Raw genomic sequence first — 18,119 nt, 5'->3', positions numbered from 1 at the left:
CCTAGCCCGAGTGCTCCGCCAGCCGGTCGAGAAACGCGGCCTGCGCCGTGACGATCACCTCACGGGCCCGGTCCAGACCGAACCACTCCACCCGGTCCAGCTCGGGGAACTCCTGCGTCCGGCCGGACCGCGGCGGCCATTCCATGGTGAAGGTCCCCGGGGTGATCGTCCGCGGGTCGAGGTCCGCCGCCACCGCCCAGGCCGTGACGATCTTGCCGTTGCGCTGCACGACCTCGCCCAGCGGCACGGCCTCCCCGTCGGGCGGCGCCAGCCCCAGCTCCTCCTGGAACTCCCGCCGGGCCGCCTCCCAGGCCGGCTCCCGCGGGTCGTACGCGCCCTTCGGCACCGTCCACGCTCCCGCGTCCTTCTTCGCCCACAGCGGGCCGCCCATGTGCCCGAGCAAGACCTCCAGCCCCTGATCGGTGTGCCGGAACAGCAGCAGTCCAGCGCTGCGCTTCGTCGTCCGTACCGTCACGGCGTGACCTCCGGGTGGGCTGCCAGCAGGGCCTCCACGGTATCGGCGTCCTCGGGGCGCTTGTCCTCGCGGTAGCGGACCACGCGGGCGAAGCGGAGGGTGACGCCGGCCGGGTAGCGGGAGGAGCGCTGGAGGCCGTCGTAGGCGATCTCCACGACGAGTTCGGGGCGGACCCGGACCACCCAGCCGTCGTCCTCGACCGCCAGCTCCCGGAGCTTCTCGGTCTGCCAGGCGAGCATCGCGTCGGTCATGCCCTTGAAGGTCTTGCCGAGCATGGCGAAGCCGCCGTCCGGGGTGCGGGCGCCGAGGTGCAGGTTGGACAGCTTGCCGGTGCGGCGGCCGTGGCCCCACTCGGCGGCCAGCACCACCAGGTCGAGGGTGTGCACGGGCTTGACCTTCAGCCAGGCGGCGCCGCGCCGGCCCGCGCTGTAGGGCGCGTCGAGCGCCTTGACCACCACGCCCTCGTGGCCGCGGGCCAGGGTGTCGGCGAGGAACCGCTCCGCCTGCGGGATGTCCTCCGGGCCCGGGACCACCGTGCGCCGCACCCGCATCGGTTCGGGCACCAGCCGGGCCAGTTCCGCGTGCCGCTCGGTGAACGGCAGGTCGAGCAGGTCACGGCCGTCGACCGCGAGGGCGTCGAAGAAGACGGGGGAGACCGGGGTCTCCTCGGCCGCCCTCGCCACGTCGGTGCGCGAGCCGACCCGGCCCGCCGTCTCCTGGAAGGACCGTGGCCGGCCCGCCGCGTCGAAGGAGATCACCTCCCCGTCCAGGATGAACCGCTCGCCCCGCAACTCCATCGCGGCGGCCGTCACTTCGGGCAGCCGGTCGGTGATGTCGTCCAGGGTGCGGGTGTGGATCCGTACCGTGTCCCCGTCCCGGTGCACCTGGACCCGGATGCCGTCCAGTTTCTCCTCCACCGCGCAGGCGCCCAGCTTCTCCACCGCCTCGGCGACCGAGGAGGCGCTGTGCGCCAGCATCGGCAGTACGGGCCGGCCGACCGTGAGCCGGAACCGCTCCAGCGATCCGGGCCCCTCGCCGAGCACGGCCCGGGCCACCGTCTGCAGCGATCCGGCGAGCATCACGGCCCGCCGTACGTCCGCCGGGTCCGCGCCGGTCGCCTGGGCGAGGCCCTCCACCGCGACCGCGTCCAGGGCGCCCTGCCGGACCTCGCCGGTGAGCAGGCCGAGCAGGAAGCGCTGCTCCTCCTCGGTGGCCGCGCCCATCAGCTCGCCGACGAGCCGGGCCCGCTCCGCCTGGGAACCGGGTCCGGACACCTTGCCCAGCTCGCTCAGCCGGGCGTCGACCTCGCGCACGGTGAGGGACGGCTCGGCGGCCGGCGGGACCGGGTGGCCCAGCACTTTCCAGCCGACACCGAGCCGGCCCTGCGGCAGCCGGCCGGCGAGATAGGGGATGACGACCGGCACGTCGTCCGCCTCCGCGTCCCGGAACAACTCCGCGAGCAGCGCGATCTTCCGGGACCGCGCCGCTGTCGCGGCGACCTCCCGGGACACCTGGGCCAACCGGGTCAGCAGCATGCAGTCATCGTGCCTCAGCGCTCTGCCGGGTGCGCGGTTCCCTTGCGTGCGGGTGCGTGGGGGATTGCGTGGTGGGGCCCCGCGCCCCTTACGGGGCGCCGGCGTCCAGGCCGGCCATCAGGAGCTCTCCGTTGATCGCGGCCCCGGCGCGGTAGCCCCGGCTCGCCGCGTTGACCACCTGTTCGGCGAAGCCGCTCGCGTTGCCGGCCGCCCACAGGCCGGGCACGGTGGTCAGGCCCCGCTCGTCGATCACCGGGTAGCTGCCGAACGGGGTCTCCCGCAGCTCGGCGCCGAGCCTGATCAGCAGGTCGTTGTCGGGGACGGCGCGCGGGGCGGCGTACAGGACCTCGCGGTCGTGGACCGTGCCGTCAGCCAGCCGGACGCCGGTGAGGCGGTCGTCGGCCGTCACGAGTCCGGCCACCTCGCCGGGTACGACCGTGACGCCGGCGGCTGCCAGCAGGCGCAGGTCCTCGTCGGTCAGCGCCGCCTCGCTCACCTCGTGCAGGAAGAGCCGTACGTCCTCGGACCACTGGGTGACCATGAGCGCCTGGTGCACGCTCGGCGGGGACGTGGCGAGGACGCCGGTGGGCAGGTCGCGTACCTCCCAGCCGTGGCAGTAGGGGCAGTGGACCACGTCCCGGCCGAACCGTTCGGCGAGTCCGGGGAGCGGCGGCAGCTCGTCCCTCAGACCGGTGGCCATCACCAGCTGCCGGGCCCGCACGGTCCGGCCGCCGGCCAGGACGGCGGTGAAGTCCCCGCCCTCCTCCCTGGCCGCGTCCACCACCCGGTCCCGGACCAGCTCCACCCCGTACCGGGCGATCTCCTCGCGTCCGACGGCCAGGAACTCGGCCGGGGACATGCCGTCCCGGGTCAGACAGCCCTGCAGGTGCGCGGACGGCGCGTTGCGCGGCTCGCCCGCGTCGACGACCAGCGTGCGCCGCCGGAACCGGCCCAGGACCAGGGCCGCGGACAGCCCGGCCGCTCCGCCACCGACGACGACCACTTCGTACCTGTTCTTCCCGGTCATGAGGCGACGGTCGCCGGAGCACTGCGGGATTGACAAACACGTTTGCCGTTCCTGCAATAGAGGTCATGAGCACAGACGACGTACTGGCGGACGTGGGCCCGAGGCTGCGCCGCATCCGCAAGGAGCGGGAGGTGACCCTGGCCGCGCTGTCCGAGGCCACCGGCATCTCGGTGAGCACGCTCTCCCGGCTGGAGTGCGGCCTGCGCAGGCCCAGCCTCGAACTGCTGCTGCCGATCGCCCAGGCCCACCGGGTCCCGCTGGACGAGCTGGTCGGCGCGCCGCCGGTGGGGGACCCCCGGGTGCGGTCCAAGCCGGTCGTCCGTGGCGGGCGCACCCACTGGCCGCTGACCCGCCGGCCCGGTGGCCTCCAGGCCTTCAAGGTCCTCGAACCCCAGCGCAGGCAGCAGCCCGAACCGCGGACCCACGAGGGCTACGAGTGGCTCTACGTCCTCTCGGGCCGGCTCCGCCTGGTCCTCGGGGAGCACGATGTCGTGCTGTCCGCGGGCGAGGCGGCCGAGTTCGACACGCGGGTGCCGCACTGGTTCGGGTCGACGGGGGAGGGGCCGGTGGAGTTCCTCAGTCTCTTCGGGCCCCAGGGGGAGCGGATGCACGTGCGGGCGCGGCCCGCCCGCACGTGACCCACGCTACTGTTCCCTGATCGGCAAGCGACCGCTTAGTATGCCGTCGGACCCGGTCAGACGAAGCAGTCCCGTGGAGGCCCCGCATGCAGGCATGGCAAGTGCACGAGAACGGCGAGCCGCGTGAGGTGATGCGCCTCGCGGAGGTGGAGCGCCCGACACCCGCCGACGGCCAGGTGCTGCTGCGGGTGCGCGCCGCCAATGTCAACTTCCCGGACGCGCTGCTGTGCCGGGGCGAGTACCAGGTGCGCCCGCCGCTGCCCTTCACGCCGGGCGTCGAGATCTGCGGCGAGACCGAAGACGGCCGCCGGGTGATCGCCAACCCCGCGCTGCCCCACGGCGGTTTCGCCGAGTACGCCCTCGCCGACGCCCGCGCCCTGCTCCCCGCACCCGAGTCGCTGGACGACGCCGAGGCCGCCGCCCTGCACATCGGCTACCAGACCGGCTGGTTCGGCCTGCACCGCCGCGCCCGCCTGGAGGCCGGCGAGACCCTCCTGGTGCACGCCGCCGCCGGTGGCGTGGGCAGCGCAGCCGTACAGCTCGGCAAGGCGGCCGGCGCCACGGTGATCGGCGTCGTGGGCGGCGCGGACAAGGCCGCCGTCGCCCGGGAGCTGGGCTGTGACGTGGTGGTGGACCGGCGCACCGAGGACGTCGTCGCCGCCGTGAAGGAGGCCACCGCAGGCCGGGGCGCCGACGTGATCTACGACCCCGTCGGCGGCACGGCCTACGCCCAGTCCGCGAAGCTGGTCGCCTTCGAGGGCCGGATCGTCGTCGTCGGCTTCGCCAGCGGCACCATCCCGAGCCCGGCCCTCAACCACGCCCTGGTGAAGAACTACTCGATCCTCGGCCTGCACTGGGGCCTGTACAACACCAAGAACCCGAAGCTGGTCCAGCACTGCCACGAACAGCTCACCGAGCTGGCCGCGCGGGGCGCCGTCAAACCGCTGATCAGCGAGCGGGTGCCGCTGGCCGGCGCCGCCGAGGCCGTGCAGCGGGTCGCCGACGGAGTGACCACCGGCCGGGTCGCCGTCCTGCTGGAGAACGGAGCCGCCGCATGACCGACGCCGACGACCTGCGCCGCCTCACACGAGAGTTGCTGGCCGCACATCCTCCCGCCACGACCGACCGCCTGGAGTTCCTCCGGGCCCGCTTCGACGCCGGGCTCGCCTGGGTGCACTACCCGAAGGGCCTCGGCGGACTCGGTGCCCCGCGCTCCCTGCAGGCCGTGGTCGACGCCGAGCTGGAGGCCGCGGGCGCCCCCGACAACGACTCGCGCCGCAACGGCATCGGACTCGGCATGGCCGCCCCGACGATCCTCAAGTACGGCACCGAGGAACAGAAGCAGCGCTATCTGCGCCCCCTGTGGACCGGGGAGGAGGTCTGGTGCCAGCTGTTCAGCGAGCCCGGCGCCGGCTCCGACCTCGCCGCGCTCGGCACCCGCGCCGTCCGTGAGGGCGACGACTGGGTGGTCAACGGCCAGAAGGTGTGGACGTCCGGCGCGCACAACGCCCGCTGGGCCATCCTCATCGCCCGCACCGACCCGGACGTGCCCAAGCACGCGGGCATCACCTACTTCCTCTGCGACATGACCGACCCCGGTGTCGAGGTCCGGCCACTGCGGCAGATCACCGGTGAGGCCGAGTTCAACGAGGTCTTCCTCACCGACGTCCGCATCCCCGACTCCTGCCGCCTCGGCGAGGTCGGCGACGGCTGGCGCGTCGCCCAGACCACGCTCAACAACGAGCGCGTCGCCATCGGCGGCATGCGACTGCCTCGCGAGGGCGGCATGATCGGCCCGGTCGCGAAGACCTGGCGGGAACGCCCCGAGCTGCGCACCCACGACCTGCACCAGCGACTGCTCGAACTGTGGGTCGAGGCCGAGGTCTCCCGTCTCACCGCCGAACGCCTGCGCCAGCAACTCGTCGCCGGCCAGCCCGGCCCCGAGGGCGCCGGCATGAAGCTCGCCTTCGCCCGCCTCAACCAGCAGATCAGCGGCTTGGAGGTCGAACTCCTCGGCGAGCAGGGCCTGTTGTACGACGACTGGACCATGCGCCGCCCGGAGCTCGTCGACTTCACCGGCCGGGATGCCGGCTACCGCTACCTGCGCTCCAAGGGCAACAGCATCGAGGGCGGGACCAGCGAGGTCCTGCTGAACATCGTCGCCGAGCGCGTCCTGGGCCTGCCCGCCGAGCCGCGCACCGACAAGGACGTCGCCTGGAAGGACCTCGCCCGATGACGGATCTGCTGTACTCCGAGGAGGAAGAGGCGCTGCGGGCCGCGGTCCGCGACCTGCTCACGGACCACTGCGCACCGGCCGACGTGATCGCCCGCAGCGAGTCGGCCACCCCGTTCGACCGCGGCCTGTGGAAGTCGCTGGCCGAGGGCATGGGCCTGGCCGGCCTGCTGGTGCCCGAGGACCAGGGCGGGCAGGGCGCGACCCACCGGGAAGCCGCCGTCGTGCTGGAGGAGCTGGGCCGAGCGGTGGCTCCGCTGCCGTACCTGACCAGCGCGGTCGTGGCCACCGAGGCCCTGCTGGCCTGCGACGACCGGGAGCTGTCGGCGCAGTTGGCCTCCGGGCGCACCATCGGCGTGCTCGCCGTCGGCCTGCACACGGCGCCGGGCGCCGCCGTCGAGACCGTACGGGTCGAGAACGGCACCCTGCACGGCGAGCTGACGGGGATCGCGGACGCGGCCGTCGCCGACGTGCTGCTCGTCCCGGCCGACGACGGCGGCCTGTACGCCGTCACCGCCGACGCCGCCACCATCACCCCGCAGGTCGCCCTGGACCTGACCCGCCCGCTCGCCGCCGTCACCCTCGCCGGCGCGGCCGGTCGCCGTGTCGGCGACGCGGAGCCCGCCGTACGACGGGCCCTGCGCGCCGCCGCCGGACTGCTCGCCTCCGAGCAACTGGGCGTCGCCGACTGGGCGCTGACCGAGACGGTCCGGTACCTGAAGGAGCGCAGGCAGTTCAACCGGCCGGTCGGCGGCTTCCAGGCGCTCAAGCACCGGCTCGCCCAGCTGTGGCTGGAGGTCGTCAACCTCCGGGCCGCCGCCCGCGCCGCCGCCGACGCGCTCGCCTCCGGCGAGGACACCGACATCACGGTGGCCGTCGCCCAGGCGTACGCCTCCCCCGTCGCCGTACACGCCACCGAGGAGGCGCTGCAACTGCACGGCGGGATCGGCATGACCTGGGAACACCCGGTCCACCTGTACCTGAAGCGGGCCAAGGCGGACTCGATCGCCTACGGCACCGCGGGCGCCCACCGCGAGGCACTGGCCGAGCTGACCGACCTCCAGGCACCCTGACCGGCCGACGGTGAAGCCCGCCCCACCCGGGGCGGGCTTCTTCCGCATGTGCCCGCGGAGGAGGTGAACAGCACACCAACTCCCCGCGCGACAGGCCTCTTTGGGCGGTGAGTGCCCGCATACTCTCCCCGGTCCCCTCACCCCCAGGGAGGCAGTGCATGGCCCTCACCACCCGTCGCAGAGCCCTCACCACCCTCGGTGCCGCCCTCGCCGGCACGCTCGCCCTGCCCGCGAGCCGCGCGTCGGCCGGTGACCGCGGGCCCCGCCCGCTGTGGCACGCCCACGCCCACAACGACTACGCGCACCCGCGGCCCCTGTACGACGCCCTCGACCACCGCTTCGGCAGCGTCGAAGCCGACGTCTTCCTCGTCGGCGACCAGCTCCTCGTCGGCCACGAGGCATCCGACCTCGACCCGTCCCGCACCCTGGAATCCCTCTACCTCGAACCGCTCGCCGCCCGCGTCCGGGCGCACCACGGCGCCGCCTACCGCGGGTGGCGCCGGCCGCTCCAGCTCCTCGTCGACATCAAGACCGAGGGCTCCTCGGCCTACCTGGAACTCGACCGCCAGCTGCGCCGCTACCCGCACCTGTTCACCCGGTACGCGCACGGCCGCGTCCACCCGGGGCCGGTCACCGCGGTCGTCTCCGGCGACCGGGCGGCCCGTACCCCGATGGAGGCACAGACCGAGCGCCGCGCCTTCTACGACGGCCGGCTGTCCGACCTCGGCGGCTCCGCCCCGGCCTCCCTCATCCCGCTGATCAGCGACAACTGGACGCAGAACTTCACCTGGAGCGGCGTCGGGGCGTTCCCGGACGCCGAACGGCACAAGCTGCGCGGCATCACCGGCGCCGCCCACGCGCGCGGGCAGCAGGTCCGGTTCTGGGCCACCCCGGACACCGCCGGCCCGGCCCGGGACGCGCTGTGGACCGAGCTGCTCGACGCCGGCGTGGACTACCTCAACACCGACGACCTCGCCGGCCTGGAGGCCTTCCTCGACGTCCACCCCGCCGGGTAAGACCACACGATCGGAGGACACGTCAGCCGCCCGGACGAACCCTCCGCTACGCCACACTTGCGGCCGAACGCCGCACACGGGGCGTGGCGGAGGAGGGTTCCCGATGGCCGTTTCCATCTCTGTGGTGCTGCTGCTTCTGATCCTGGCCGTGATCTTCATTCGCAACTGCTCGCTGAAGATCTCCCACGCCCTGGTCTGCCTGCTGCTCGGCTTCTATCTCGCCAGCACGAGCGTGGCGCCCACCATCCACAGCGGGCTCACCGCGACCGCCGACCTGGTGAGCAGCCTGCGGCCCTGAGTCACTGCGCGGAGAAGACGCCGATGCCGTTGGGCACCGGACGTTCGGCGCCGCCGCTCGGGTGGTTGCGCACCGACACGGCCGTCTCGCCGGGGTCGCGGGTGACCAGCTCCGTCGAGCCGCCGCCGTCCAGGTTGAAGGCGTCGGTGGCCCCCAGCGACCGCATGGTCTGCGCCTCCTCCGCGACGGTCAGGCCGGTGCGGTAGGCCGCGGCGCCGTCCAGCGCCAGGAGCAGCAGCCGCCGGCCGTCGTCCGTGAAGCCGGCGACCGTGCGCACCGCCGACGTGGCGGTGTCCAGGCCGGACAGCGGGGCGCCGTCGCGCAGGATCGGGAAGCCGCCGATGGCGAACGTGTACGGCACCCCGGACGAGGAGGCCACCAGGGTGTGGTTGACGTCCACCGGGTCACCGACCGACAGCTCGCGCAGCTGCTGCGCGCCCGCCTCGCGGCCCACCAGGACCGTGGTGCCCGCCGGGATCGTGCCGCTGCCCGGGGCGTCGGAGGCCGAGACCACCCGGCCGCCGCGCACCTTCACCTCGTACGTGTCGCTGCTGCACGGATCCGACCGCCGGCTGTCGGTGCCGCACACGGCCCGCACCCGGGAGGCGCTGCCCCAGCGGGTGGTGAAGGCGCCGACGGAGTCCACCGGCAGGGCGTACTGGTTGAGGCCCTTGAGCGGCAGCCGTCCCGCCGGCGTGCCGACCGAGCCGCTGAGGGAGAGACGGTCCAGCCGGGCCCGGCCGTCGGTGCCCACACCGAACACGTCCCGGGTGCTGCCGCCCGGGGGCAGCGCGGGCCCGAACCGCTGGCCGTTCGGCACCGCCGCCTTGAGCATCTCTCCGCCCGCCACCGCCGGTCCGACGGGGGCACCGGTGGCCTCCACGCCCGGGTGCTGCGTCTCGCTGATGTCGAAGAAGTCCCCGTTCACCCCGGCGACCGCCCCGGCCGAGTCCGCCAGCCGGGAGACCGTGGCCCGGGCCGCCACCGCGCCCGGGTACAGCAGGTCGACGCGGACGTGCGGATCGGCCAGGTCCACCGTGACCAGGTGGGCGCGGGCCGTCCCCGCCGCCGCGGGCACGTCGAAGTCCCGGTAGGTGACGCCCGGCGCGAGCCGTCTGCCCGCGGGTGCGGCACCGGCCGGTGCCGCACCCGTCAGGGACGCACCGGCCAGCACACCGAACGCCGTGACCACCGTGAGAACCGCTCTGCCCGCTGCCGAACGCCTGCGACCTCTCGTCACCCTGTCCCCTGATGTCTCGTCAGCTGATCCGTGCGCAGGGGCAGTGCACCAGACGCGGGCGGGCGGGGGGCCGACTAGGCGTCGACGACGCGAGAACGGGTGAGAAAACGCACCCCCTCGGGTGCTTCGAGCGAGAAGCCGCTGCCGCGCCCCGGTACGACGTCCACGATCAGCCGGGTGTGGCTCCACGCCCGGTACTGGCTGCGCGACATCCAGAACGTGACGGGCTCGGGCACCCCCGCGACGTCCAGCTCGGCCAGCAGCACGTCCGAGCCGCCGGTGCGGAACTCGCCGTCCGGGTAGCACATCGGGGCGCTGCCGTCGCAGCAGCCGCCGGACTGGTGGAACATCAGCGGGCCGTGCTCCTCGCGCAGGCGGCGCACCAGCTCCGCGGCCTGCGGGGTGAGTTCGACGCGCGGGGTCTCCTCTTCCATGTCACCGTCCCTGACAGCCGGGGCCTCGGGTCCGCTCCAGTCTCACGGACGGTCACGAAGCCGTCCAGGACGCCTCGTTCCCCTGCCGGGCCGGAGCGGGTCGTGACGTGCGCCGCCCACCGGGACGGCGTTAATCGCTGGTGTGCGGCGCGGTGCCCCTTGTAGGTTGGCGGCGCGACCGCGCCTTCCGATGCGCTCGGCTGCGGCTACTTCCTTCTGACAACCAAGTGACGCCGCCGCCCCTTTGATCTCGGCAGGCGCGGCCGTTTCCTGCCCCGTCGGCCTGTGTGGCCGGGGCCGATCGATCCTTTGAATCCGGGGGGATTCACTGCCTCGTCACAGCCCACGCGTCTCCAAGATATGGCCCGAGATGCTCGTGGCCCCGCACGTCTCGGCGGCCGCCCGCTCCCTGCACCCGCCACGGCCCCCTCACCGGCCCGCCACGCCGGGCTTCCGCACCTACGCGGGCGGCCCGGCCTTCGTCCGGGAGCCCCGCGAGGAGCTGTTCCTCCTCGCGGTCGGCAACTTCGTCTCCCAGCGGACCTTCTACGAGAGCGGGGAGGAGCGGGACGACCGGTACACCCGTCTCGTCGGAGAACTCGCCGTCCAGGACCCGGTGTGGACGGCCGGCCTGCTGCGCTGGCTGCGCGTAGAGGGCAACATGCGCACGGCCTCCCTGGTGGGCGCCGCCGCGTACGTACGGGCCCGGCTCGACGCCGGGGCGTCCGCGGGCCCCTCCAACCGGTCCGTGATCGACTCGGTGCTCCAGCGCGCCGACGAACCCGGCGAGCTGCTCGCCCACTGGATCTCCGCGTACGGGCGGAACGTGCCGCAGCCCGTGAAGCGGGGCATCGCCGACGGCGTACGCCGGCTGTACACGTCCCGCTCCCTGCTCAAGTACGACACCGCGTCCAAGGGCTTCCGCTTCGGCGACGTGCTCAACCTGGTGCACGCCTCCCCCGACCCGGACAAGCCCTGGCAGGGCGCGCTCTTCCGGTACGCCCTGGACCGCCGCCACCACCCGGAGCAGGCGGTTCCGCCGGCCTCCGACCGCCTGCTGACCGCCCACCGGGCGCTGATGGAGTCGGCTGCGGACGAGCGGCGGGCGGTGGTGACCGGGCCCGGCGGCCCCGAGCGGCTGGCCGCGGCGGGTATCACGTGGGAGGCCCTGGCGGGCTGGCTCCACGGACCGATGGACGCCGCCGTCTGGGAAGCCGTGATCCCCGCGATGGCGCCGATGGCCCTCCTGCGGAACCTGCGGAACTTCGACGAGGCGGGGGTCTCGGACGAGGTCGCGGCCCGGGTCGCCGCACGGCTCTCGGACGCCTCCGAGGTCGCCCGGTCCCGGCAGTTCCCCTTCCGCTACCTGGCCGCCCACCGGCACGCCCCGTCGCAGCGCTGGGCAGCCGCTCTGGAACGGGCCCTGGGCCACTCCCTGGCCCACGTACCGTCCCTGCCCGGGCGGTCCCTGATCCTGGTGGACCGGTCCGACTCCATGTTCTGGGACACCGTCTCCGAGCGGTCGAAGCTGACCCGGGCGGACGCGGCGGCCCTGTTCGGCACCGCGCTGGCCCTGCGGGCCGAGCAGGCGGACCTGGTGGAGTTCGGCTGGAACAGCGCACCGGTGCCCTTCGCGCCGGGCGAGCCGGTGCTGGAGGTGCTGAACCGGTTCCACAGCCTCGGAGGCACCTGCACGACGAAGGCGGTGCGGACGCATTACCGGGGACACGACCGGGTCCTGATCGTCACCGACGAGCAGTCCGCCTCCTACGACCCCGGAGGGCCGGCCGACCCGGTCCCGTCCGGCATCCCCGTGTACACGTGGAACCTGGCGGGGTACCGGCCCGCCCACGGTCCCACGGGCCCCCACCGGCACACCTTCGGCGGCCTCACGGACGCCGCGTTCCGGATGGTCGGTCTCGTCGAGGCCGGCCGTGAGGCCGCCTGGCCGTGGACCGCCGAGCCGGCCTGACCCCCGTCCGCGTCCCTGGCGTGGCCGCCGGTGAACCGTGGCGGGGCGCCCGGCTCAGCGCGCGGAGTCGCGGCGCCTGCGGCGGGCGCGGAGGGCCTCCGGGAGCAGGGGCAGCAGCGACACGACGACCACCAGGGCGACCAGCGGCAGCAGATAGTCGTCGATGTGGGGGACCGAGGCGCCCAGGGTGTATCCGGCGAGCACCAGCGTCTGCGACCAGAGCACCCCGCCCACCGTCTGCCAGAGGGTGAAGGTGCCGGCCGGCACACCCAGGGCGCCGGCCACCGGGTGCAGCACCGACCGCAGCAGCGGTACGAACCGGCCGATCACCAGTGCCTTGCCGTGGCCGTAGCGCGCCAGCAGCCGCTCGGCCCGCGCGGCCGTGGCCTTCGCCCGGCCGCTGGACGTCCGCGCGAGCAGCGCGCGGCCGCCGTGCCGTCCGATCAGATAGCCCACCTGCCCGCCCGCCACCGCCCCGACGGCCGCGCACAGCAGCACCTGCCACAGCGTCAGCCGCGGCGGCTGGCCGGCGCTGCCCGCACACAGCACCCCGGCCGGGAACAGCAGCGTGTCACCGGGCAGGAAGAAGCCGACGACCAGCAGACCCGACTCGGCGAAGATCACCGCGAGCACACCCAGCGCGCCGAAGGCGGCCAGCACCGAGGCGCTGTCCATCGGGTTGACGGCGATCACCGGCCGAGCCTCCTGGCCTCCTCGGGGGACCTGTCCGCCCAGCATCGCGCGTCCGGCGCGCCCATGCCCGCCGGTCGCGGAGGTCAGGCGCACGAGGTGCGCCGGGACCGCGGCGGCAGCACGTCGCCCGCCGACGGGTGCGCCGGGAGGGCCGTCCGGCCCCCCTTCGCCACCACGTTTCCGCGGGCCGTTCTCCGGTCGGGGCGGGACCGGTGGCCCTCACCGGCGGCCGCCGCCGCGCTCAGCATGGAAGGCGATCCCCCGCACCGGGCGAAAGACGGGCCGGCCCGGCGCTGCCCGCGGTGGTGCCGCTCAACTTCGCCCTGGGCAATGACGGAGCGGTGCCGCTGCGCACCTCGGCGGGCTACGAGCTGGCCCGCGCGGTCGACGGCGCCGTCGTCGCCTTCGAGGCGGACGCGGTCGACGCGGACACGTACTCCCGCTGGAGCGTCGTCGTCACCGGCCGCCCCGAGATCGTGACGGATCCGGCCGGGGCGGCACGCCTGGAGTCGATCGTCCCGCTCTCCTGGGCTCCCTCGCCCCCAGGAGGTCCTCGTGTGCATCGGGCCCGAACTGGTCACGGGGCGCGAACTCGTCGGTGGCCGGACCCTGTGCGGCCTGCACCCGGCCTTCTGACCGCAGGCGCACGTGCCCGCCGGGCCGCCGGCCGTGGCAGTCCGTCCGGGCGTGGACGCTCCCGCCGATGCCCGGCGCGGCTTCGGGGAGGTTCGCAGACCGTACGGCAGCTCCCGGACCGCGATCAGACGTCGTCGGACTCGTCGTCGGCGGCGAGCCGGATGCCGGTCACCAGATCCGGGCGGATGCGTACCGCGTAGTCCATGGACCGGTGCACCCAGGGGCTGAGCAGGGACCGGTAGCGGGCCAGCTCCTCCGGGTCGGTCACCAGGTGCGCGTAGCCGGTGACCACGACGCTCCAGCCGAGGTGCGTGTCGGGGTCGATGGCGTCGGCCTCATAGGCCACCACGACGCCCTGGCCCCCGGTCTGCCCGGCGCGCGCGGTGAGCGCCGCGCCCTCGTGCGTGCGGATGACGATGTCGCCGTCGTCCAGCACGTGGTTGACCGGGCGGACGGTCGGCAGCGCGTGGCGGGTGAAGACGATGCGCCCGAAGGACACGCTGCCCAGCAGCCGCAGGGCTTCGTCGCCGTCCAGCTCGATGCTGCGGCGCGGCCCGGCCGGGAGGCCCTGAGCGGGGTCGAGGGTCGTGGCGGGCTTCCGCGTGGACTCGTCGCTCACTGCTGCGTGTCTTCGGCTGGTGCGGCGAGGCGGCTGCACGGTCTGTCGCCGTGGTCGCGGCCGGTGCGCCGGAACGGCATGTGCGTCGTCCCTTCGAGACGTGGAGGCTGCCTGTCCGCGGCACCCGCCGGGAGTCACGGAAAGACGTGATCAGGCCATTGGAACGGCACCGCGGCTCCTCACACCAGGGCCGTTCGGCCCTGGTCCGTGTCCGCTCGACCCGCCCCGGCACCACGCAGGCAGGCCTGTTCCCGGGGAGGGCGTCGCAGTCGGCGTGCGCCGTGAGCCCTTCGTGAGCCGCCGGTCCATGGCGATGGTCATGTCGGACGGCGCATCGGCAGCCGCTTCTGCCCGTTGCACGGCCGGCCTCATGACGGGTCGTCGGGGGGGGGGGGAGCCTCCGTCGACGAGAGAAGTCGGCGGCGGCCGACGGTGTGCGGGCGTGAGCGGCACCGCGGGGGATCGGTGCCGCTCACGCCTTCACTCTCGTCCTGTCCGGTCCCCGCCACCAGGTGCCGATGGTCCCTTCCGGGGGCTGACCGGCACGGGTCAGGCGAGGCCGGGTGGCCCGTGCCGCGGCGGAGGCCGTGAGGGGCTTCAGCCCCGGCCGCCCTGGGCACAGCCGCCGCGCCACGGAGGCGGAGTGGCCGACCCGCGGGTCTCCTCCCTGCGGTGCGGTACAAGGTTCACCTGGCTGCGCAGGCGGTCCTGCAGCCGGTCCGCCAGTTCGTGTGCCGTGACCTCCTGGGCGTGCACGACGACGAGGGTGTTCCCGACGACGAGCTCGGCCCGGGCGGACCAGGGCCGCTCGGTGTGCTGCGCCACCGCCCTGGCGATCTTCACCGCACCGCTCACGGCCGGAACCCCGGGCCGGCCGAGAACCGCGCCGACCTTCTCACGGACGTATGCGACGGCTTCCTCCTCCACATCGCCTTCGACGCACACCTCGACGGCGACGGTGCCGGTGACCTGGGTGCCGGTCTCCTTGGCAGCCATGTGCACGCTCCTTCTGATCGTTCCGCAGCGGTTCCAGGCTTCTGGCGGTACCGGTTCCGGCCCAGGGCCGGCAGGCCCCGGCCGCGGGGCCGTCGGACCCTCACCCTGCGGGGTGGCGTGATGCGGGTCCGCGCGGTGCGAAGACCTTCGAAGGGGCCGACGGGCCGTTCCCCACCGCTGCGGCGGCGGTGCCTCGTGGCCGCGGGACACTCCGGGCGGACAACAGGGCCGATCGGCCCTGGCCCTTCGGCCCGCGCGCGGGAAAGGATCCCGGTAGGAAGGGCCGATTCCCGTCCACGAGCGGACATCGGCGCGGAACGCGGAACCAGGGAGCGTTTTTGATGGCGGACAGCGAGCAGCCCGGCGCCGGTAACCCGATCCGGGTCTTTCTGCTGGACGACCACGAGGTGGTACGGCGCGGAGTGCGCGACCTGCTGAACGACGAGCCGGACATCGACGTGATCGGGGAGGCCGGCACGGTGGAGCAGGCGCTGGTGCGGGTGCCCGCGTTGCGTCCGCAGGTGGCGGTGCTCGACGTCCGCCTGCCCGACGGCGACGGCGTGACCGTGTGCCGGGAACTGAGGTCACGCATGCCGGAGCTGGCCTGCCTCATGCTGACCTCCTTCGACGACGAGGAGGCACTGCTCGACTCGATCATGGCGGGCGCCTCCGGCTACGTCCTGAAGCAGATCCGGGGCTCGGACCTGGTGTCCGCGGTGCGCACCGTGGCCGCCGGCCAGTCCCTGCTCGATGCCAGTGCCACCACCAGGCTGATGGCCCGGCTGCGCGGTGGCGGGCAGGAGGAGGAGCAGCCGGACGGACTGCAGGGGCTGACCGAGCGGGAGCGGGAGATCCTGGCCCTGATCGGCGAAGGCCTGACCAACCGCCAGATCGGCCAGCGGCTGTACCTGGCCGAGAAGACGGTGAAGAACCACATCTCCCGTCTCCTCGCCAAGCTCGGCGTCGAGCGCCGTATCCAGGCCGCCGTCATCGCCACGCAGGTCCAGGACCGGCAGAGGCAGGAAGGACGCTGAGGCCCTGAGGCCGGCCCCTGCCGTGCGACGTCCGGACGGCCCCGTAGCGTCCCGTCCGGATGGCCGGTTCCTGCCGTCCGACGTCCGGATGAGCCCGCACCCTCCCGACCGGGTGGGCCGGTCCCCGCCGTGCGACGTCCGGATCACCTCTACCGTCCCGACCGGGTGCCCCTTCTTCACCGGCCGGTGAGCGTGATCCCGTACCGCTTCCTCTCGTGGGCGGATAGCGTGGTCCGGACAGGGACGGCCGGCCGTTGGTGGGCTGGAGCTTGGAGGAACACTGGTGGGAGGCTCCGAGGGAGGCCGCGTACGGATGCCGCAGCTGCGGCTGGACGAGCTGCTGGAGGAACTCCAGGCCCGGCTCGACGCGGCCCGCGGTACTCGCGACCGGGTGCACAGCCTGCTGGAGGCGGTGCTGTCGGTCGGCCGGGAACTGGACCTGGAGCAGGCGCTGCGCAGCATCGTGGAGGCCGCGGCGGCCCTGGTGGAGGCCGAGTACGCGGCCCTGGGCGTGATCGGTCCCGACGGCAAGCGGCTGTCGGAGTTCCTCACGGTCGGCGTCACCGAGGAGCAGATCGCGCGGATCGGCCCCTACCCGGAGGGCCACGGCATCCTGGGAGAGCTGATCCGGCACCCCGAGCCGCTGCGCCTGGCCAAGCTCTCCGAGCATCCCGCTTCGTACGGCTTCCCGCCCCACCATCCGCCGATGAACACCTTCCTCGGCGTGCCGATCCGGGTGCGCGACCAGGTCTTCGGCAACCTCTACCTGACCGAGAAGCGCGGTGGGGGTCAGTTCGACGAGGAGGACGAGTCGGTCCTGTCGACGCTGGCCGTGGCGGCCGGTGTGGCCATCGACAACGCCCGCCTGTACGAGGAGTCCCGGCTGCGCGAACGCTGGCTGCGAGCGAGCGCGGAGATCACCCACAGCCTCATGTCCGGCAGCGACCGCGGTGAGGTCCTCGGGCTGATCGCGGAACGCGCGATGGAGATCACCTCGGCGGCGCTGGCCGTGGTCGCGGTACCGATGGAGGGCACCGACGCGCTCGCCGTGGAGCTCGCCCTGGGACACGAGGCCGAGGCGCACCGCGGGCTCGTCCTGCCCGCGGACGACAACCTGATGGGACAGGCCTTCTCCAGCGCCTCGCCGGTCACCAGCCCCGATGTGTCCCACAGCGAGGCGGAGGCCACCCCGTCCGGGGACCGCGGTGACGCCTCGGCCACCGCTTCCCGCTTCAGCGGACTCGGCCCGGCCGTGGCCCTGCCCATCGGCTCCGGTGACGGTGTGCGAGGCGTCGTGCTGCTGGCCCGTGCGGCGGGCCGCACCGTCTTCTCCGAGAAGGAGACCGAACCGTTGCGGGGTTTCATGGCCCAGGCCGCGGTCGCCATGGAGCTGGCGGAACACCGCAAGGACGCCGAGCAGATCGCGGTGCTCCAGGACCGCGACCGCATCGCCCGTGACCTGCACGACCTGGCCATCCAGCGGCTGTTCGCCACCGGCATGACCCTGCAGAGCGCGGGCCGCTTCATCGAGCACGCGGAGGCGTCCGAGCGCGTGCTGCGGGCGGTGGACGATCTGGACGAGACGATCAAGATCATCAGGTCGGCGATCTTCGGTCTGCGCTCGCGTGACGACGGCACCGCCGGGGCCGGCCTGCGCGCGCGTGTGGTGCGGGCGGTCGGCGAGGCGGCCCCGGTGCTGGGCTTCGCGCCGAGTGTGCGCATGGAGGGCCTGCTGGACACCGAGGTCCCGAAGGAGATCGCCGACCATGCGGTGGCCGTCCTGTCCGAGTCCCTGACGAACATCGCCCGCCACGCGCACGCCGACCGCGCCGAGGTCGGGCTGGTGACCGACGGGCGGGAGGTGCGGCTGAAGGTCACCGACAACGGCGTGGGCATTCCGCCCGACGGCCGCCGCAGCGGCCTGCGCAACATGGCCGAGCGGGCGGAGCAACTGGGCGGAAAGCTGGAGTGGACCAGCCCGGCGGGCGGCGGCACGACGCTGGTCTGGCGGGTGCCCGTGGCAAAGGAGTAGCGGGGCCCGGGCAGGATCCCGCCGGCCGACGGGGAGTCGCCGTGTGCCGCAGTCGGGGTCGCTGTCGCGGAACTCCTCCTCCGGCAGCAGGCCGGCCGCAGGACGCTGACCTCCCGGTCGGGACGTGCGCATCGCCGCCTCCAGGGCACTGTGCCCGAAATCCGCGCT

The 18,119-nt window shown here is 73.8% G+C and carries 17 protein-coding genes and 1 pseudogene; 10 read left to right on the top strand and 8 right to left on the bottom strand.

The window, feature by feature from the left end:
• Nucleotide 1 precedes the first annotated feature (1 nt).
• From S1361_RS06235 to S1361_RS06225, 3 genes are all read right to left on the bottom strand, one after another.
• Nucleotides 2-475 (bottom strand): NUDIX hydrolase, encoded by a 474-nt coding sequence (locus tag S1361_RS06235; RefSeq protein WP_208030827.1) that lies wholly within the window; start codon nucleotides 473-475, stop codon nucleotides 2-4.
• Complete coding sequence (locus S1361_RS06230; protein WP_208030826.1) at nucleotides 472-2,010, bottom strand: ATP-dependent DNA ligase; 1,539 nt, start codon at nucleotides 2,008-2,010, stop codon at nucleotides 472-474. Before S1361_RS06230 ends, S1361_RS06235 begins: the two co-directional genes overlap by 4 nt.
• Nucleotides 2,011-2,098: 88 nt before the next feature.
• Nucleotides 2,099-3,037, bottom strand: coding sequence for an NAD(P)/FAD-dependent oxidoreductase (locus S1361_RS06225; RefSeq protein ID WP_208030825.1), 939 nt, complete (start codon nucleotides 3,035-3,037; stop codon nucleotides 2,099-2,101).
• A gap of 65 nt (nucleotides 3,038-3,102) precedes the next feature.
• Between S1361_RS06225 and S1361_RS06220 the strand changes: the two genes are divergently transcribed.
• From S1361_RS06220 to S1361_RS06195, 6 genes are all read left to right on the top strand, one after another.
• A complete protein-coding gene (locus tag S1361_RS06220) occupies nucleotides 3,103-3,675 on the top strand; it encodes a helix-turn-helix domain-containing protein (RefSeq protein ID WP_208030824.1) in 573 nt (190 codons plus the stop codon).
• Nucleotides 3,676-3,761: 86 nt separating this feature from the next.
• Nucleotides 3,762-4,733, top strand: coding sequence for an NADPH:quinone oxidoreductase family protein (locus S1361_RS06215; RefSeq protein WP_208030823.1), 972 nt, complete (start codon nucleotides 3,762-3,764; stop codon nucleotides 4,731-4,733).
• Nucleotides 4,730-5,911 carry an acyl-CoA dehydrogenase family protein gene (locus S1361_RS06210; protein WP_208030822.1) on the top strand — a complete coding sequence of 394 codons (1,182 nt, stop codon included), beginning with the start codon at nucleotides 4,730-4,732 and terminating at the stop codon, nucleotides 5,909-5,911. Before S1361_RS06215 ends, S1361_RS06210 begins: the two co-directional genes overlap by 4 nt.
• Nucleotides 5,908-6,981, top strand: a complete 1,074-nt coding sequence (locus S1361_RS06205; protein ID WP_208030821.1) for an acyl-CoA dehydrogenase family protein — start codon at nucleotides 5,908-5,910, stop codon at nucleotides 6,979-6,981. The genes S1361_RS06210 and S1361_RS06205 overlap by 4 nt, the downstream gene beginning before the upstream one ends.
• Nucleotides 6,982-7,139: 158 nt before the next feature.
• Nucleotides 7,140-7,997: a phosphatidylinositol-specific phospholipase C/glycerophosphodiester phosphodiesterase family protein gene (locus S1361_RS06200; RefSeq protein ID WP_208030820.1), complete on the top strand. Its 858-nt coding sequence runs from the start codon at nucleotides 7,140-7,142 to the stop codon at nucleotides 7,995-7,997.
• 103 nt (nucleotides 7,998-8,100) lie between these two features.
• On the top strand, nucleotides 8,101-8,295 hold the full coding sequence (locus tag S1361_RS06195) for a hypothetical protein (RefSeq protein ID WP_208030819.1): 195 nt from the start codon (nucleotides 8,101-8,103) through the stop codon (nucleotides 8,293-8,295).
• Nucleotide 8,296: 1 nt separating this feature from the next.
• Here S1361_RS06195 and S1361_RS06190 read toward each other — a convergent pair whose 3' ends face one another.
• Together S1361_RS06190 and S1361_RS06185 are read right to left on the bottom strand one after the other, a co-directional pair.
• On the bottom strand, nucleotides 8,297-9,487 hold the full coding sequence (locus tag S1361_RS06190; RefSeq protein WP_243769106.1) for a phosphodiester glycosidase family protein: 1,191 nt from the start codon (nucleotides 9,485-9,487) through the stop codon (nucleotides 8,297-8,299).
• 122 nt (nucleotides 9,488-9,609) lie between these two features.
• Nucleotides 9,610-9,969, bottom strand: coding sequence for a DUF779 domain-containing protein (locus S1361_RS06185; RefSeq protein ID WP_208030817.1), 360 nt, complete (start codon nucleotides 9,967-9,969; stop codon nucleotides 9,610-9,612).
• Nucleotides 9,970-10,339: 370 nt separating this feature from the next.
• Here S1361_RS06185 and S1361_RS06180 point away from each other — a divergent pair, with 370 nt between their 5' ends.
• Nucleotides 10,340-11,941, top strand: coding sequence for a TROVE domain-containing protein (locus tag S1361_RS06180; protein ID WP_208030816.1), 1,602 nt, complete (start codon nucleotides 10,340-10,342; stop codon nucleotides 11,939-11,941).
• 54 nt (nucleotides 11,942-11,995) lie between these two features.
• On the opposite strand, the gene S1361_RS06175 is transcribed toward S1361_RS06180, so the two are convergent.
• A complete protein-coding gene (locus S1361_RS06175) occupies nucleotides 11,996-12,634 on the bottom strand; it encodes a DedA family protein (protein WP_208030815.1) in 639 nt (212 codons plus the stop codon).
• Nucleotides 12,635-12,924: 290 nt separating this feature from the next.
• Here S1361_RS06175 and S1361_RS06170 point away from each other — a divergent pair.
• Nucleotides 12,925-13,270 (top strand): annotated as a pseudogene (locus S1361_RS06170) (pyridoxamine 5'-phosphate oxidase family protein); the annotation flags it as partial.
• A gap of 124 nt (nucleotides 13,271-13,394) precedes the next feature.
• Here the strand turns inward: S1361_RS06170 and S1361_RS06165 are convergent.
• Both S1361_RS06165 and S1361_RS06160 read right to left on the bottom strand, forming a co-directional pair.
• The gene (locus S1361_RS06165) at nucleotides 13,395-13,889 is read right to left on the bottom strand and encodes a pyridoxamine 5'-phosphate oxidase family protein (RefSeq protein WP_208030814.1); all 495 of its coding nucleotides are present in this window, start codon (nucleotides 13,887-13,889) and stop codon (nucleotides 13,395-13,397) included.
• A gap of 597 nt (nucleotides 13,890-14,486) precedes the next feature.
• Nucleotides 14,487-14,885: a hypothetical protein gene (locus S1361_RS06160; protein WP_208030813.1), complete on the bottom strand. Its 399-nt coding sequence runs from the start codon at nucleotides 14,883-14,885 to the stop codon at nucleotides 14,487-14,489.
• 341 nt (nucleotides 14,886-15,226) lie between these two features.
• On the opposite strand from S1361_RS06160, the gene S1361_RS06155 reads away from it, so the two are divergent.
• Together S1361_RS06155 and S1361_RS06150 are read left to right on the top strand one after the other, a co-directional pair.
• Nucleotides 15,227-15,919 carry a response regulator gene (locus S1361_RS06155; RefSeq protein WP_208030812.1) on the top strand — a complete coding sequence of 231 codons (693 nt, stop codon included), beginning with the start codon at nucleotides 15,227-15,229 and terminating at the stop codon, nucleotides 15,917-15,919.
• A gap of 313 nt (nucleotides 15,920-16,232) precedes the next feature.
• Entirely contained in the window at nucleotides 16,233-17,951 is a 1,719-nt protein-coding gene (locus tag S1361_RS06150; protein ID WP_208030811.1) for a sensor histidine kinase, read from the top strand.
• Nucleotides 17,952-18,119 lie beyond the last annotated feature (168 nt).

This window comes from Streptomyces cyanogenus, from assembly GCF_017526105.1.
Classification (GTDB): domain Bacteria; phylum Actinomycetota; class Actinomycetes; order Streptomycetales; family Streptomycetaceae; genus Streptomyces; species Streptomyces cyanogenus.
The sequence above is the reverse complement of the archived record's forward strand: the minus strand, read 5'-3'. Positions and strand labels throughout refer to the sequence as shown.